This is a genomic window from Acinetobacter chinensis, from assembly GCF_002165375.2.
GTDB lineage: Bacteria > Pseudomonadota > Gammaproteobacteria > Pseudomonadales > Moraxellaceae > Acinetobacter > Acinetobacter chinensis.
This window is the reverse complement of record NZ_CP032134.1, coordinates 2505483-2522932: the sequence shown is the minus strand read 5'-3', so window position 1 is coordinate 2522932 and position 17450 is coordinate 2505483. Positions and strand designations below refer to the sequence as shown.

12 protein-coding genes are annotated in these 17450 nt (G+C 43.6%); 11 read left to right on the top strand and 1 reads right to left on the bottom strand.

What is annotated here, in order from left to right; genetic code table 11:
- Positions 1–135: 135 nt before the first annotated feature.
- A complete protein-coding gene (locus CDG60_RS12960; protein ID WP_087511875.1) occupies positions 136–1317 on the top strand; it encodes a hypothetical protein in 1182 nt (393 codons plus the stop codon).
- Positions 1318–1412: 95 nt separating this feature from the next.
- Here CDG60_RS12960 and CDG60_RS12955 read toward each other — a convergent pair whose 3' ends face one another.
- A complete protein-coding gene (locus tag CDG60_RS12955; protein ID WP_087511874.1) occupies positions 1413–2396 on the bottom strand; it encodes a LysR family transcriptional regulator in 984 nt (327 codons plus the stop codon).
- A gap of 624 nt (positions 2397–3020) precedes the next feature.
- Between CDG60_RS12955 and CDG60_RS12945 the strand changes: the two genes are divergently transcribed.
- The 10 genes from CDG60_RS12945 (at position 3021) to CDG60_RS12900 (ending at position 17449) form a co-directional block, all read left to right on the top strand.
- Complete coding sequence (locus CDG60_RS12945; protein WP_227542882.1) at positions 3021–4664, top strand: BCCT family transporter; 1644 nt, start codon at positions 3021–3023, stop codon at positions 4662–4664.
- A complete protein-coding gene (locus tag CDG60_RS12940; RefSeq protein ID WP_087511871.1) occupies positions 4661–5590 on the top strand; it encodes an alpha/beta hydrolase in 930 nt (309 codons plus the stop codon). The genes CDG60_RS12945 and CDG60_RS12940 overlap by 4 nt, the downstream gene beginning before the upstream one ends.
- A gap of 58 nt (positions 5591–5648) precedes the next feature.
- Complete coding sequence (gene cntA / locus CDG60_RS12935) at positions 5649–6764, top strand: carnitine monooxygenase subunit alpha (protein ID WP_087511981.1); 1116 nt, start codon at positions 5649–5651, stop codon at positions 6762–6764.
- An 80-nt stretch (positions 6765–6844) separates the two neighbouring features.
- Positions 6845–8296 (top strand): NAD-dependent succinate-semialdehyde dehydrogenase, encoded by a 1452-nt coding sequence (locus CDG60_RS12930; protein WP_087511870.1) that lies wholly within the window; start codon positions 6845–6847, stop codon positions 8294–8296.
- A 248-nt stretch (positions 8297–8544) separates the two neighbouring features.
- Positions 8545–9504: a carnitine monooxygenase, reductase subunit CntB gene (gene cntB, locus CDG60_RS12925; RefSeq protein WP_087511869.1), complete on the top strand. Its 960-nt coding sequence runs from the start codon at positions 8545–8547 to the stop codon at positions 9502–9504.
- Positions 9505–9565: 61 nt separating this feature from the next.
- Complete coding sequence (locus tag CDG60_RS12920) at positions 9566–10216, top strand: hypothetical protein (RefSeq protein WP_087511868.1); 651 nt, start codon at positions 9566–9568, stop codon at positions 10214–10216.
- Positions 10217–10316: 100 nt separating this feature from the next.
- Positions 10317–10826: a chorismate--pyruvate lyase family protein gene (locus CDG60_RS12915; RefSeq protein ID WP_087511867.1), complete on the top strand. Its 510-nt coding sequence runs from the start codon at positions 10317–10319 to the stop codon at positions 10824–10826.
- 6 nt (positions 10827–10832) lie between these two features.
- Positions 10833–11711, top strand: a complete 879-nt coding sequence (gene ubiA, locus CDG60_RS12910; protein WP_087511866.1) for a 4-hydroxybenzoate octaprenyltransferase — start codon at positions 10833–10835, stop codon at positions 11709–11711.
- 379 nt (positions 11712–12090) lie between these two features.
- On the top strand, positions 12091–14784 hold the full coding sequence (locus CDG60_RS12905; protein WP_087511865.1) for a DUF11 domain-containing protein: 2694 nt from the start codon (positions 12091–12093) through the stop codon (positions 14782–14784).
- A 16-nt stretch (positions 14785–14800) separates the two neighbouring features.
- Positions 14801–17449, top strand: a complete 2649-nt coding sequence (locus tag CDG60_RS12900; protein ID WP_087511864.1) for a hypothetical protein — start codon at positions 14801–14803, stop codon at positions 17447–17449.
- Position 17450: the final 1 nt, after the last annotated feature.

Below are 17450 nucleotides of genomic sequence, written 5' to 3'. Positions count from 1 at the left end.
AGGTGAAATGCCAGGTCTGCTCGACTAAAGTCTAAAGATTAAACACATTTCGTAAAGCCTGAACCTCTGTTTATACGATTGATTCAACAGAGGAAATTCTTCATTTTGAACATCCTTTTGTCAGGGATGCTTAAAATGAAAAAGTCCTTAATATCGCTGTCTATTATATCAGTACTGTTCAGTCCGGTTGCTTTTGCAGGAGGGCTGTCTGTAGGCAGTCCTGAAGCTCAGGCAGGACAGTTAAAACTGAATGGTGCAATCCGTACCCGCTATCAGCATAAAAATTTTGCAGATGATGCGAGTGAGGGTACAAACGGTGACTGGAAACTGGCTGATATTAAACTGGTGCTGAATTATGAAAATCCGAACTGGCTGGGTTCGGTGGATGCACGCTGTTATCAGTATGACCGTCTCTGCGATGCCATTTTTCTGACCAATGCATGGGTTGGTTATAAAATTGGTGCTGAACAGAAACTGACAGCGGGTTTACAGCCTGTGGATTTTGGCTTTGGGCGTTTCTGGGGTAACAGTTATTACGAAACTTTATTTAATACACTGGGTTTTGAGGATGTGCATAACCTGGGACTTAAATATCAGTTTAAAAATAAAGATTATGACCTGAAACTGGGCTTTTACCCTGTAGATGGCGGTAATTTTAAAGGTACTTCAAAAGATTCCAGCCGTTACACAGGAAACTTTGTAAAAGCAGATGATCTGAGTGCAGGCACGGATATTGAAGAAAAAAATATGTGGGTTGCCCGTGCAGCACGTAAGTTTCAGTTAAATGAAGCTGAAAACTTCAGTACAGAACTGGGGGCTTCCGTCTGGCTGTCAGAGCTTGAAAATAAAAAAACAGATCGGACTGGGCATAAAAATAACTGGAATGTGTTTGCAGTCACCAGTTATGACAGCTGGCAGTTGATGACACTGGCGGGTCAGCAGAAAATAAATAATAAAGATCTGGATATGCCTGAGAGTTCAACCATAGGTGCATTTGATTATCCATATCAGATTGCCAATGATGGTAAATATGCCATGGCAGAAGTGAACTATGCTGTGAAGCAGGATTTTCACGGGATCACAGGGATCAAACCTTATCTGTCTTACAGTCAGTTCTTTAAGGATGAAGCGGGTTATAAGGATTCAAACCGTGTAATCGCAGGTGTAGCATTTAACTACAAACAGGTTGGCGTACAGGCAGAGTATATCCTGTCCCGTAATGATGCCATGATTGGTGGTACTGCTGATGCGCTCGCACAGGGAGATAACAACAGCTGGAATAAGCTGATGTACCTTGCTGTCGGTTATTACTTTTAACACTTTGTCAGTATAAAGTAGCCAGGTCAGTGGTTTCATTGACCTGGTTCAGAACACTAAGCAGTACATAGAGGCTGTTGAGATAAAAATAATAATTACAGGAAAACTTTTTCAGTCAGCAGACTTTCATTTGGGGTGATTTTCGGTAATGGCTGACCCCGTTCAAGTAAATTCAGATGGCTTAAACGGTTATTCAGTTCGGTCTGAATAAATACAATACAGGTTTTCAGCTTGGATGAACTTTTCAGGCGTGATGGATAGACTGCCCAGATATCTGCATCCTGCCAGAAATCAGTCAGAATGTGCTGAAGTTTACCCGTTGCTATTTCTTCTGCAATATCCCATACAGAGCGCAGCATAATACCGTGCCCCTCAATTGCCAGTTCCTTGATGATGTCACCGTTGTTGGAAATGATACGTCCATTGACCCGGGTGGAGGATTCATCGTGATAATTGCGAAGTTTCCATAGACCAGCCGGCTGATCACGTTCGCTGACCACCAGGCAGTCATAGTTTTCCAGGTCATCCAGTGAGTCGGGTTCACCAAACTTCTGAATATAAGCAGGGGAAGCACACAGAATCCGATAATTGGACAGCAGCTTCTTGGCAATCATGTTAGGTGCAATGTCATTGCCAATACGGATATCCAGATCAATGCCATGCTGAATAAGATCAAGCGTATGGTCAATGGTATCAAACTGAATTTCAAGTTTTGGGAATAAATTCATTAACTTAGAGAGGATTGGTGCGACATACTGACGCCCGAATCCGAAACTGCTGACAATGTCAATTCGACCTGTGGGTGTATTCTGAGGATTGTTCACCAGTTCACTCAATTCATCGAACTCATTGAGGATGTTGGCGACCCGCTCCAGAATCAGTTTTCCATCTTCAGTCAGGCTGACATGACGGGTACTCCGGTTGAACAGAGTGCAGCTGAGATTGTTCTCTAAGATATTGATTCGCTTACTGACATAAGCAGGAGACGAACCCAGTTCATCTGCGGAAGCTACAAAACTTTTGCGTTTTGCCACTACACAGAAAACCTTTAAATCTGACAGGTTTGGTAGATTATTCACGATCTGTGTCCATGGGGAAAATGGTTAACTTATTGATCATTTATGCCCGAAAAAGCATCTTAGTCACTGTTAAGGAAACCGAAAGATGTGTATCGGAGCTTGATAAGCCGGGAATACAGAGTCGTAGATTTTGCCTGAAATGGTGTAATGCGATGTTTGTACCACAAGGTTCAAAGGTAGTAAAGGCAGTGTCACTAAAGTATGACTACAGATCATTCTCTGAAAGCTTACTGATGTAGAACAGCTCAGCCACCCAGGAATTTCTTCCTGCACATCTTTTTAAATTACTGCCTGGCAGAACGGCAAAATATACCGGTTCAGCCTTGGGTAAATATCGACCTTGATCACTGTCTGTCAAGCAGTGAGAGAGAGAATTCAGTGACAGGGACGGGCTTTCGGACTGTGTGAAAACAGAATCTGAAAGTGTCTGGAGCAGAGTTTTACCAGGTGATTCATCGGGTATGAAACTGTTCCTGACCGTATGAACAGTACAGCTTTTTAAGGGGTAATTGCAGCTGGATATCAATTCAGGCAATTGGTGTACTGATCGGAGATGCGCTGTGATCTGTCATTCTGGAACTGATCCGTATGCGGTCAAGTTTCATAAATTAAGGATTTATGGATATGGATGGTAGTAACTCAAATGTAAAGCTGGATAAGGTGCTGACCATCAGCAGTCTGGCAGTTGTATTTAGTTCTGTCCTCGCACTGGCGATCTATTCGAAAGAATCCATCGCCTTTGCAGAAAAACTGCTGTACTGGAGTACATCAATTTTTTCAGCACCAGTTTTGCTTTTCGGTTTTTTTGCCTGCCTGTTTGTAGTCGGGCTGGCATTCAGTAAATATGGACATATTAAATTAGGTGAGGGAAAGCCTGAATACAGTACGCCATCATGGATTTTCATGTTTATTCTGGCGGGTCTGGGGTCTTCCACACTGTACTGGGGTTTTCTCGACTGGGCTTATTACTATCAGACACCTGGTTTAAATATTGCTCCCAATACACCTGAAGCACTGAAGTACAGTGTTCCTTACTCTATGTTCCACTGGAGTTTCAGTGCATGGTCCATTTATGCACTGGCATCCATTCCAGTGTGTTACAGCTTCCATGTACGCAAAAACAAAGGTTTGAGCCTGGCTTCAATTATTGAAGCAGTGACAGGTTTCAAAGCAACGGGCATTGTGGGACGTACCGTGGATCTGCTGTTCCTGCTGTGTATGTTCGGTGCGCTGACCATTTCACTGGTACTGACTGCAATTACATTCACCAATATTCTGTCATCGCTGACCGGTATTCCAAACACCTTTATGACCAATGTCATTATTGTTGTGTCGGTATCGGTACTGTTTGCTCTGAGTTCATATGTCGGTATGGATAAAGGGATGCAGCGTCTGAGTCAGATGGTGTGTTATGGCGTTGTTGCTTATGCCATTTATATTTTCATTTTTGGTCCAACACATTTCATTCTGAACAACACCATCAGCAGTGTGGGAACCATGTTCTCCAGTTTTGTGGCAATGAGTCTGTACACAGACCCTATGGGCGATGGCAAATTTACCCGTGAATGGACTGTGTTTTACTGGTTGTGGTGGACGTCATATGCACCGGGTGTTGCACTGTTTGTAACACGTGTGTCCAAAGGTCGTACGATCCGTGAAGTACTGATGGCGATGGTGCTGGGCGGCAGTATCGGTATGTGGTTCTTTATGGGGATCTTTGAGAACTTCAGTGTTTATCACTTCATGAACAACATCATTGATGTTCCACATATTCTGAGTACTCAGGGTGGTGAAGTTGCGATTGCACAGCTGCTGAACATGTTGCCTGCGGGAACAGTGATGATGTGGGTTTTCCTGATCATTATGGTGATTTTCCTTGCAGCACATATGGATGCAGTGGGTTATGCCGTTTCTGCAACCTGTTCACAGAACCTGGCTGAAGGGCAGGACCCATCCCGTAATATCCGTCTATTCTGGTGTGTCATGCTGACTCTGGTTCCACTGGCGATGATTTTCTCCAAAGCGCCACTGGACACTATGAAAGCAGCAACAGTTGTCTGTGCACTGCCATTTATTGTGATTATCCTGGTGCAGACCTTCGGTCTGGTGAAATGGCTGAAACAGGACTATGCAACCTTGCCATCACACATGATTGAACAGGGCGAGATCAGTGCTGCGCTGAAAGAGCTTCAGGAAAAAAATGAAAGCGTTATTCAGCAGGTACTGAGTACTGACATTAATTCTGAAAAAGAAGGTAAATCGGTATGAATGCAAATTCAGAAGTCGTTTTGACCGAAGACATGCAGATGTTTGACTACTGGAGCCAGGTGTACAGCCCGGCAGACAGACATATTGACTCTTTGCGTGCGGCTTATGATGCATTTCTGCAACATTACACTTTACCTCGTACTGAGCAGATGGAAGTTGAAGACTTTGATCTTAAGCTCAGTACACATGAGGTTTCCATGCGGGTGTTCAATCCTGCCCAGCCTGCACCTTTGCAAGGCTGGAAATGGATTTTTTATGTCCATGGTGGCGGTAATGTTGTTGGGGGTGCTGACTCACACGAATATATTGCTCGACAGCTGTCCCGCGATCTGAACCTGAAAGTGTTCCTGGTGGAATACGGTCTGTTTCCAGAGTTCTCATGGCAGCAGGGACTGACAGACTGTATGGAAGCCTATCAGCAGATCCGTACAGATGCAGCACAGTGGCAGATTCAGGCAGATGAATCTGTGATTGCGGCTGATGCTTCTGGATGTTCAATTGCGCTGAGCATGCAGCAACAGCTGGCAGCACAGCAGACAGATATCAAAGCCATGACACTGTTTTTCCCGACATTTACATCTGAACAGACATCGGTTGCGGTGAACAGTCTGGTGTATCAGGTAGAACAGCAGGCACTGGTACAGCAATGGTTTGAACCATCAGCGCTGTCTGTTGAAGACTCAAGAACTGTTCCTGCACTTGCTCAGGTTTCTGTGCAGACTTATGTTGCAGTTGCTGAAGCTGATGACTTTAAAGCAGTCACTCAGGCTTTGCTGGATCAGCTGAAGCAGAACAATACCCCGTTTGAAACCGTGACAGCCCAGGGGCTTCGTGGCAGTTGTCTGCCATTGATGCGGGATTGTCCTGAAACTGCGGCGGTTTATGAAGCAGCGGTCAATTTTATTTCTCATCAACTGAATAATTAATAAATTTTCAATTTTAAAGGAGCAGCTTACTGTGAACTCACTTGAGAAAATTCCACACGTGGAAGAAACAGAGAAATTACCTGAAAACTTCTGTCAGGATCCAGATAACGCATGGACTGTACCAAAAGTTTTCTATACATCTAAAACCGTTTTTGAGCGTGAAAAAGATGAAATCTTTGCAAAAAGCTGGATTGCGGTAGGCCACTGCAGCGAAGTTGCAACACCTAACCAGTATTTCACCCGTAAAGTGATCGGTGAAAACATTATTGTTATCCGTGGCAAAGACAGCGTGTTACGTGCGTTCTATAACGTATGTCCACACCGTGGTCACGAGCTGATGACAGGTGCGGGAAAATCCAAAAACGTGATTACCTGCCCATACCATGCATGGACATTCAAACTGGATGGTTCACTGGCACTGGCGCGTAACTGTGAAAACGTGGCAAATTTTGATAAAGAAAATTCAAACCTTGTATCACTCAAAGTTGAAGAACATGCAGGTTTTATTTTCATTAACATGGACCCTGAAGCGACTTGTGTAGCTGATCAGTTACCTGGCTTTGCTGAAAAACTGGGTGAAGCATGTAAAGTTGTGAAAGACCTGAAACTGGCTGCACGTTTTGTAACGGATACACCTGCAAACTGGAAAGTGATTGTAGATAACTATCAGGAATGCTACCACTGTGGTCCAGCTCACCCGGGCTTTGCTGACTCTGTTCAGGTGGATAAATACTGGCACACTATTCATGAAAACTGGACGCTTCAGTTCGGTCATGCACGTTCTTCTGAAAAGTCGTTCAAACTTGATCCTTCAATCAAAGATCCATCTTTCAGTGGTTTCTGGACCTGGCCAAGCACCATGTTCAACGTACCACCAGGTGGCGACTTCATGACTGCCATCTATGAGTTCCCTGTAGATGAAGAAACAACACTTCAGCACTATGACATCTACTTCTTGAATGAAGAGCTGACTCAGGAACAGAAAGATCTGATCGAATGGTACAAGCATGTATTCCGTCCAGAAGATTTAAACCTGGTTGAAAGTGTACAGCGTGGTCTGAAATCACGTGGTTACCGTGGTCAGGGTCGTATCATGACTGACCAGCAGCGTTCTGGTATTTCTGAGCATGGTATTGCTTACTTCCAGAGTCTTGTCGCGAAGTATCACCAGTAATCGGGTCAACAATATTTCAGATCAGGGATGAGCCCATTCTCATCCCTTGTCTGATTCAGCCAACAGAGTAGGATTAAAAGATGCTTGATTTACAGGATAATGATTTATTTCAACAACACGCTTTCATTGATGGTCAATGGGTCAATGCTCAGGATCAGGACAGCGTTATTGTCACTAACCCTGCAACTGATGAAGAAATCGGTTCAATTCCAAATATGGGACAGGCAGAAGCACTGGAAGCCGTTGAAAGCTCATATCGTGCTTTACAATCATGGAAAGCATTGACAGCACAGCAACGTGCTGACCTGCTGCTGGCATGGCACAGATTAACCCTGGATAATGCAGAAGATTTAGCCCGCATTATGACTGTTGAGCAAGGTAAACCGCTTGCTGAAGCACTGGGCGAAGTCAGATATGCAGCATCATTCATTCAGTGGTTTGCCGAAGAAGGCAAACGTGTTTATGGTGATGTGATTCCAACCACCAACGCAGGTCAGCGTTTCTTAGTGACCCGTGAACCTGTTGGTGTTGTTGCAGCGATCACGCCATGGAACTTCCCACTGGCAATGATTACCCGTAAAGCAGCTCCTGCACTTGCAGCAGGCTGTACGATTGTCATTAAACCTGCCAATGAAACACCTTACTGTGCGCTTGCGATTGCAAAACTTGCTGAAAAAGCAGGTATCCCTAAAGGTGTGATTAACGTTGTGACCGGTAAATCTGCGGAAATCGGTTCAGTATTTACATCTCACGAAAAAGTGAAAAAACTGACATTTACAGGTTCTACGCCTGTCGGTCGTTTACTGATGCAGCAGTGTGCGCCAACCATTAAAAAACTGGCACTTGAGCTGGGTGGTAATGCACCACTGATCGTATTTGAAGATGCAGATCTGGACAAAGCAGTACAGGGCGCAATGCTGGCAAAATACCGCAATGCAGGTCAGACCTGTGTCTGCGCAAACCGTATTTATGTACATAAAAATGTCTATGCAGCCTTTACCGAAAAATTCGTTTCAGCAGTAAAAGCACTGAAAGTCGGCAATGGTCTGGATGAAGGTACTCAGATCGGTCCTTTAATCAATGATAAAGCGATTGTAAAAGCTCAGAAACTGATTGATGACGCATGTTCTAAAGGCGCATCGGTTGCCTGTGGCGGTCAGCGTCATGCACTGGGTTACAGCTTCTTTGAGCCGACTGTACTGACCAATGTTGATCAGTCCATGGAAATTGTAGATGAAGAAATCTTCGGGCCAGTTGCTCCACTGATTGCTTTTGAAACAGATGAAGAAGTGATTGCTCAGGCAAATGACACCATCTTCGGTCTGGCTGCTTATGTCTACACTGAAAATATCTCCCGCATTTTCAAAGTGTCTGAACAGCTTGAATATGGCATGGTCGGCATGAACTCAACTGCCATCTCCAATGAAGTTGTACCTTTCGGTGGTGTGAAGCAGTCAGGTGTTGGACGTGAAGGCTCTAAATATGGTCTGGAAGAATTTATGACCATCAAATATTTATGTCTTGGTGTCTGATAAAGACCACTGATACCCGAATGCCATTACAGCTGCTTGAAGCAGAATGATTCTGGCAGATTGATAAGGGCATGGTTTCAGCTGTTTTTACAGATTCAGAAGCAGCTGAAACCCGTGTTTAACCTATTTTTTCTGAGCCTTTATAAAGAGACTTCACCAAGGCAAAGCCTTCTGTGCAATGAGCAGAAGCAAATTCATTGTGAATGTTTCAAAGCAGGCTCAGTCTTATTCCATAGCAGGATTCCAGGATGACTGACAGTTATCAAATGTTCCCTTCCGTTGTAACAGCAGTGGAACAACTGACGCCACTGATTAAACGCTTTACATTCAAGCGTAAGGACGGCGAAAATTTCCCTGAATTTACAGGTGGAAGCCATATTATTGTCAAAATGAATGACAGGCTTTCAAATGCATATTCACTGATGAGTAATGCACAGGATTTATCCACCTATCAGGTCTGTGTACGCAAAGATGTGGAAGGTAAAGGTGGTTCTGTATTTATGCATGATCACTGTACTGAAGATTTCACACTTGAAATTTCTTCACCTAAGAATCTGTTTGAACTTGCACCAACAGGTGAAAAACACATCCTGATTGCGGGTGGTATCGGTATTACACCATTCCTGCCACAGATGGATGAACTGGCTGCCCGTGGGGCAGCTTATGAACTGCATTATGCTTTCCGTTCTCCTGAACATGCAGCACTGCTTGAAGACTTAAAACAGGGTCCTCATGGTGCAAATGTTTTTACTTATATTGACAGCGAAGGCAGTAAACTGGATCTGAATACACTGATTGGCAGCCAGCCACAGGGTACTCATGTCTATGTCTGTGGTCCAAAACCAATGATTGATGCGGTTGTGGATACCTGTAACCAGAACCGTATGCGTGATGAATATATTCACTGGGAACAGTTTGCATCCAGTGCACCGGAAAATGGTGAAGCATTTACGGTCATTCTTGCAAAATCAGGTCAGCGCATCGAAGTTATGGCGGATCAGACCATTCTTCAGGCGATTGAATCACTGAATGTGGATGTTGAATGTCTGTGCCGTGAAGGTGTGTGCGGAACCTGCGAAACAGCGATTTTACAGGGCGAAGCAGAGCATTTTGACCAGTATCTGGATGACGATGAAAAAGCATCTCAGCAAAGCATGATGATCTGTGTATCCCGTGCAAAAGGTAAGGAAATTACACTGGATCTGTAAAAGGTCTCCTTTGGCAATCGGGTTCAGACCCGATTGCATTTTTATTTCAGGCAGGGAAGTGATGAATATTCTTTTTGAACCCAGTCAGTTTGCCTCAAGGAATCAGTCTCTGCTGAACAGACTGAGTGAGCTGGATGATATGATGCGTAAATTAAAAGCATCGTCCAGGTCAGTCAAATATCAGCAGATAGAAGCCTTTCTGTCTGAAATGATCAGGTTGCATGGTCATGATATAAAAAATGATTACTACATAAAAATAGAATTTATCACCAGACTGACTCAGCTGGCAGAGCATAAAACACTGTCTGAAAAACTGAAAAAAAACTGGGATGAGATTTATCATTTTTTTGTTGAAAAATTTTCCATACAGCAAAAGCAGGAAATCTGCCTGTTTTTCCTGATTCAGTATAAACAGATTGTGAGCGATCTGCAGAATGCCAACAGACTGCATGTGGAACAGCTGTTTGATGTGGAAAAATACAGTTATCTCTATCAGAAATTTCAGGGCTTACCGAAACTGCAGTTAAACGATACGGACATTCAGCAGCTTGAACAGAAATACAATGAAGTGCTGATCCGTCAGCTGGCAAATTCATGTATACGCTTCCGACTGATTCATGAGGACTGCTATTATCTGGAAAAAATTGTCACCAATATTTTATTAAGCCGATTAAAAAAAAACGCACTCTGTTTCAGTCGGATTTATGGCTGAAAAGACTTCCTTTGCTGGAATCTGTTGAAAAAACAGAAAATGGTCTGAGCATCGTGGCAATTTCAGTTACACTAAAGCCTGTTTTTGAAGGTGGTGTAATATGCGCAAGACTCAGACATGGCAAAGACAGGATCCATCCATCCATCCTGAACTGAAATCATGGCTGTACGCATCGGGCTCACTGACCCGACAGCTGACTGAACTTGCTGGTGGTGTTTTCTGGGTTCAGCCCTTAAAAGAATATTTTCAGCGTCTGAATTTTAATGACAGCCAATGGATGAAAATGCCATATCGGCACACATCGTGGGTCAGGGACTGCTATCTGTATGGCAGTGATGAACAACCCTGGGTCAAAGCCAGAAGCATTTTTCCCATTCTGAGTTTACAGGGCAGAGCGAGACTGTTTCAGCATATCGGCAGCAAGCCCATAGGCTGGTATCTGTTTCAGCGCACTGAACCGGTCTGTGAACGCCGTGTCATCTGGCTTGAAGACGGCTGGACACGACAGAGCTGTTATACCTGGCACGGATGTAAATTTATTGTGCAGGAAACATTTTTACCCGCCTTCGAACAGTTTCTGAATACCCAGACTCAACAGACACATGGTTGATATGTCATGACTACACTGCAAGTGACCACCTGGCGTCAGCGCCTGGAAGCCTATTATTATCTTTGTCGCTTTGACAAACCTGTAGGTACTGAACTGGTACTGTGGCCTACCATGTGGGCATTATGGATTGCAGCCGAAGGTATCCCTGATCTGACCACATTTATAGCCATGCTGCTGGGAACCATTTTTATGCGGGCAGCGGGCTGTGCCATCAATGATTTTGCCGACCGCAAAGTCGATGCTCATGTTGAAAGAACCAAAGACAGACCACTGGCAACAGGTGTGATTTCAGCAAAAGAAGCCGTCTGGGTCTTTATCGCACTGGTTGCAGCCAGCGCATGCACACTGTTTTTTCTCCCGATTGCGACCTTTTACTGCGCACTTGCAGGACTGGTGCTGGCATTTGTTTATCCCTTTATGAAACGCTACACGCATCTGCCTCAGGTGGTGCTGGGCATGGCATTTTCATGGGGGATTCCGATGTCATTTACAGCAATGGGTAAACCGCTGGATTTAACCTGCTGGCTTTTATATTTTGGAAATCTGGCGTGGACTGTAGCGTATGACACACAGTACGCCATTACAGACAGAGAGTATGACCTGAAGATCGGAGTTAAATCCACAGCCATTCTTTTTGGAAAATATGATATTCAGATTATTTCACTGTTGCAGGCAATCAGTGTGCTGTTGATTGGTTTATCCATGTACAGGGCTGAAATTCTGTTTCCGTATGGTTTCATTGCATTACTGATCGTGGTGGCAGATTTTATTTTCCAGTGGACGAAAACCAGAAAGAAAGATCCACAGCTGTGTTTCTGGGCATTCAGGCACAACAGATGGGTCGGGATTATTATATTTATCGGCATTTTTATCGCTCTTTTATAATCTTTGAATGAAAAGCAGTCCTGGAAAAGGGCTGCTTTTTTTATAAAAATAACAGGCACAATTTAATTAAACTTAAGATACAAAAAATTACAGCATTTTTTTGACTATTAATTAAGCTGGTATGCGAATTTTAATGAAATATTATAAAAATATAAGGTGTGATGAGTATCACAATATAATGCTATTTAATAGAATAAGTCATTAAAAAACTAAATTAATCTGATGTTTATTGATCAAAAGGCTGTACTTTTAATAAAACATTTATAGAATATTCTTAGAGAAAAACTGCACACAAAAAGTGCGATTAATGGTACATTAGTGTAATAATTTGTGATTTTTATTCTGTTTTTGTAATTTTTAAAAATATTCAGGGTGGGGAATGAAAGGGTTAAAAACCGGAAAAGTACGGCTTCTTACAGCCTTGGCAATGCTGAGTCTTTCTGGATATTCGTATGCGTTCCCAGCGCCGGGAAGTTACATCTCCAATATCGCATCTGGTGACTATACCGATGAAACCGGTAATCTATTGGTTGTAAACTCAAACCCTGTTTCGCTTGAAGTTCAGAAAGTTTATGCGCTGACTCTGGTGCAGAATCAGAATCAGCTGGGTACGATCGGTGCTCAGGTCAGTTTCCCCCATGTACTTACAAACACGGGTAACATGCCGGATACTTATCAGTTCAGTTTAAATCAGCCGACTACAGATGATTTTAATCTGGATGGCGTGGCAGTTTATGTTGACCGCGACCAGGACGGTCTGCCGGATGACAGCAATGATCTGCTGACAGCAGCATCCACGATCAGTCTGAAACCAGGCGAATCACTTGCTGTGGTTGTCGTGGGAGGTATTCCAACGGATGCAGCGGAAAAACAGAAAAGTATTCTTGATTTGATTGCGACCAGCAGTACTGAAAGTGCTTTAACTGCAAAAGTTGAGGACACAGCTACCGTTGTGGATGACGCTGTTATTGCTTTGGTGAAAGCACAGGACAAGAGTCAGGGTGATGTCGCTGATGTTATTACCTATACACTGACTTACCGAAATAACGGTACAGCAGCACGTCCGTTAATAATTACAGACGTACTCGACAGCTCACTTGAATATGTAGCAAACAGTGCCCGATGGAACCAGGGGGCAGTTGCACTGACAGATAGTGTTGCTGCGGAAGATGCGGCAAACACAGGAATTGAATATCGGGTACTGCCTGATGGTATAACTGTTCAGGCGCAGGTGACATCGGTAGCACCACTGACTTCGGGTACACTGTCATTCCAGGTTAAAGTGAAACATGCAGAAAAAAATAAAATTCCAAATACTGCAAATTATGAATATTCAGATAAAAACTCAATTACATACACATTAAATTCCAACACGGTTAATTATACACTTTCACCATCTCTGGGTGTTGTGCTGAACAGAACATCGACTTCTGCGGCGAATGCCGGAGACCCTGATCAGACTCCCGATAACCTTGAAACAATAGCAGAGCTTAAGCCTGGACAGGAAGTTCTGTTTAAAAACTACGTCTGGAATACAGGAAATGTGACAGATGTTTACAACCTGACTTTTAGCTCACAAAACCTGCCTTCCTGTGCCAAAGTACGTTTATATACAAAAGATGGTAAAACGCTGCTGACCGATACCAATGGTGATGGTGTTGTCGATACAGGTTCGCTGGCTGCATCTGCTGTAAAAGAAATTCAGGTGGGTGTATATGCTTCCACCAGCTGCAATACAGAAACCAGCAATATTATTGTCGATGTTAAAGCAACCTCCACAACTTCAAGTGATATTACAGACCCTGTGCGTAACGTCGTGACAAAACTGGTTGCATCATCCTCTGAAAGTGACCTGTATAACTCAGATAAAACAGGTCAGGGCACTGGCGGTGGTGTTGGGGATATTGACGACAATGGAAAAGCCTGGCTGAAAAAAACAGTTGTTGATGGCAAAGTTGTTTTCCCTTTAGTGGCTGAAAACAGATCCACTCAATCCAATAACTACAATCTGTATGCTTCTTTTTCAGCAATAGATCCACAGAATATTACGGTAGTAACGGCTCCTGGCTTCACAGTGAAGTTCTATGAAGGCGATGCAACCTGTTCAACACTGGGTAAACAGATTACCAATACTGGAACAGTCGCAGGTGGTACAGCGAAGCAATACTGTGCTGAAATCCAGGTCGATCCATCACAACAGAATTTTGTAAAACCGATATGGTTTGCAATCCATTCACCTGTAAACCAGCAGGCTGATGCAATTAAAGATGAAATTGTCAGCAGTGTTGCGCGTCAGCTGGTACTGACCAATGACCAGCAGGGGCAGGTCAGTGTTGGCGGAAGTATTGTTTATGCACACACACTGAAAAATACAGGCACTGTGGCTGAAGGAACGCTCTCAGTTCCAGGCGAGGGTTCAGTTTTAAAATTTAAAGTGACACCACTCAAGCCTGACGACAGCTTTATTTACAGTCTTTATTATGATGCCAATAATGACGGAAAGCTGGATGCAGCAGACAAATTTATAGATGTAAACTCTGATCTGAATGTACTGACATCTGGGGTGGGCATCCCATCGCAAGGCAGTATTCAGTTGTTATTGAAAGTCAGCAGTTCTTCGACTGTGCTGCAGGGTGCCAGCAGTGCGGCTGAAATTATAGTTGAAGCAGGTGATTATAAGGGTATTACTTTAGCCGATATCAAAAATACAGATATCACAACTGTTGGCACGGTTAATATGCAGTTGACTAAATATCAGTCAACTCTTGATTGTAAAGAACCATTGGATGAGGCAAAAGTTTCGACATTGGCATTTTCAACACAGGCACTTGCAGTCGAGCCTGGGCATTGTGTGGTTTATAAACTGAATCTGCTGAATAAGGGGATATCAACTGTAAATGCTGTGCAGTTTATTGATGTGGTTCCTGCCTATACAACTTTGCATAAGGGGCCTTTGTTGGTGCCGGGTGGTACGGATGAGTCTTCTGGGGAAAAAATATCAGGTGCGGTCGGCAGTCTTGCACCAGGGGCTGAAGCAAATATGTACTTCATGATTCGTGTCAATCCACAATAATAAAAGGCGTTCAGAAATGTTTACGGAAAAGATGATTACTCGAAGTTTACGCTGGGCAATGTCTGGATTGTTAGGAGCAACTGTATCCACATTTGCACTGGCTGATACCGCTGCGGTTATCAGTAATATGGCAACAGGTGAATATAAAGAGGAAGGTTCGACTGTTGTGCAGACATCCAGGTCGAACCTGGTGCGTACCACAATTATCCCGACTTACAGTTTTACTCTGACCAGTAATAATGAAATTGATGCAGCATTGAATCAGACCGTATATTTCAACCACGTACTGACCAATACAGCAAATGCAGAAGATACATTTACTCTGAGCGCAGTTACAAATAATGGCGCGGTGGCATTAAGTCAGATTGTTGTATATCTGGATAAAGACCGCAATGGTGTGCCAGACAGCGATCAGCCTGTAACTCAGTATTCTTTAAATGCGGGTGAAGCAGTTGCTTTAATTGTAAAAGCAGTTGTTGGAGCTACAGGCGCTGTTGGTGCAGGTGGTTCACTGAAAATTACAGCGACTTCAGCTCAGTCTGGGGTAGCAGCACAGAGCAATACTGACACAGTAAAGATTACAGATAAAGCTGTACTGAGTATCCGCAAGTCATTCAATAAAGATATTGTAGTAAAAGATGATGAAGCCATTGTCCGTCTGACCTATCAGAACATGGGTACTGAAAGTGGCGAAGTCCATATTACGGATGTGCTGAATTCAGCAGAGCTGCTTTATGTATCAGGTGCTGATCTGTGGAATGGACAAGTATTAAATTCTGCATCAGGATCAAATGATCCGACAGGTATAAATTATTATTGGGATGAGGCGACAAAGACGGTGAGCGCCAGAATCACCAGTGTCCCTGCCAATGCTCAGGGTTATATTGAGTTTAAAGTCAAAGTTGTAAAAGGAACGCCAGGTCAGATTCCTAACTTTGCAGACATGACTTTTGATCATGATAAAAATACAGTTACCCCCGTTTTAACAGCAAAATCAAACACAGCCATTCTGGAAATAAAACCAGTTTATAGTTATGGTGTTGTGATCAATGCTGATGCCAGCACAGCTTCAAATGTTAATGATATTGACAGTAGAGGACCTGTGGCTACAGGTTCAACAGTGTTGTTCAACAACTGGGTCTGGAACACTGGAAATACAACTGACCGTTTCAATCTGACTATGGGAACCCATAATTTCCCTGTAGGAACAGTTCTTGAGTTTTTCCGTGAAGACGGTGTTACTCCATTGTTTGATACCAATGGCGATGGTGTTGCTGATACAGGTTATATCGAAGCAGGTGGAAAACTGCCCGTTGTTGTGAAAGCAACTTTCCCGAAAGACTATATAGATACAGCAAATACTCAGTTTGAGGTGAAACCTGTAGCTCAGTCCATTGCGGACAGTTCAAAAACAGATGACGTGACAGATAGAGTCACGCTGTCTCAGAATGATTTATCCAGAACAGTCGACTTAACAAACCAGCCCGAAGACAATGGTGTAGGCAATGGTGCCGTCTCCAATGGAGCAGCTGCATGGAAAAACCTGTCGGGTGATAATACCAAAAAAGTGATCTTTCCATTGCAGGTCAGTCATGTCGGTCTTGCAACATCATATCAGTTCAGTGCAGATGATGATGGTGTATTCAGCACATTAAAACTCCCTGCAGGCGTGTCTGGTGTTCGTTACTACGGAACTGCAGATAACTGTCAGACTGTGCTTGGAGAAATTTCTTCTACTCGTGTACTGAATAATGGTGAAACTCAGACTTACTGTGCAGTAGTGAGTCTGGATGCCACAGCTGTAACCGGGACTGTGGATATCTATTTCAGAGTGGCTTCATCTGAGCTGCCTGCACCAAATGCACAAAACGCTTATGACACCATTCATAACTCGATCAGCATCACATCTAAAAACAGTCAGGGTGGCATAACGCTTGATCCAGACCTGCGTGGGCAGATTGCACCAGGTGGCACGATTACCTATACCCACATTTTAAAACCGTGGGGCGAGCAGGTTCTGAAAGCAACAGATACTTTGACAGTGACCAATGACCAGCAGGGTTTTATCACCACACTGTATTTTGACAAAAATGATAACGGTATGCTGGATGCTGAAGATGTGCTGATGACCGATTTATCGGCAGTACCATCAGCAACACTGACAGATAAAAAGCCAGTCCGTATTTTTGCCAAAGTGGAAAACTCATCACTGGGCACAGTGGGTATTACCAACACTTCTGTCATCAGTTTAAGTGATGGTTCTACGGTGCTGGATACAGCAACGGACATTACCACCATTACCACTTCACCTGTGCGTTTAAGCAAGTTGCAGGCAAAAGATGATGACTGTAATGGAACCGAAGAAGGTTCATTTACAACAGGCATTTTGCCGATTACTAAAAATGCCGATGGTTCAGGTCAGTGTGTGATTTATCAGCTGACGGTGACAAATATGGGTGCATCAGACATTGGCAGATTTACTTTTTATGATGCAACACCAGAAGCAATGGTGATGAATAAATCACCGGTTTGTGCGGACTGTGATGCGGCGTCAATCACTGCGCCAGCTGTGGGTCAAAGTGGTGAAATTAAGGGTTCAGTCCCTGCGGTTAAAAGTGGTGCAAGCCATACCTTGGAGTTTGGGGTGAAGTATGTGGGGAACTGAG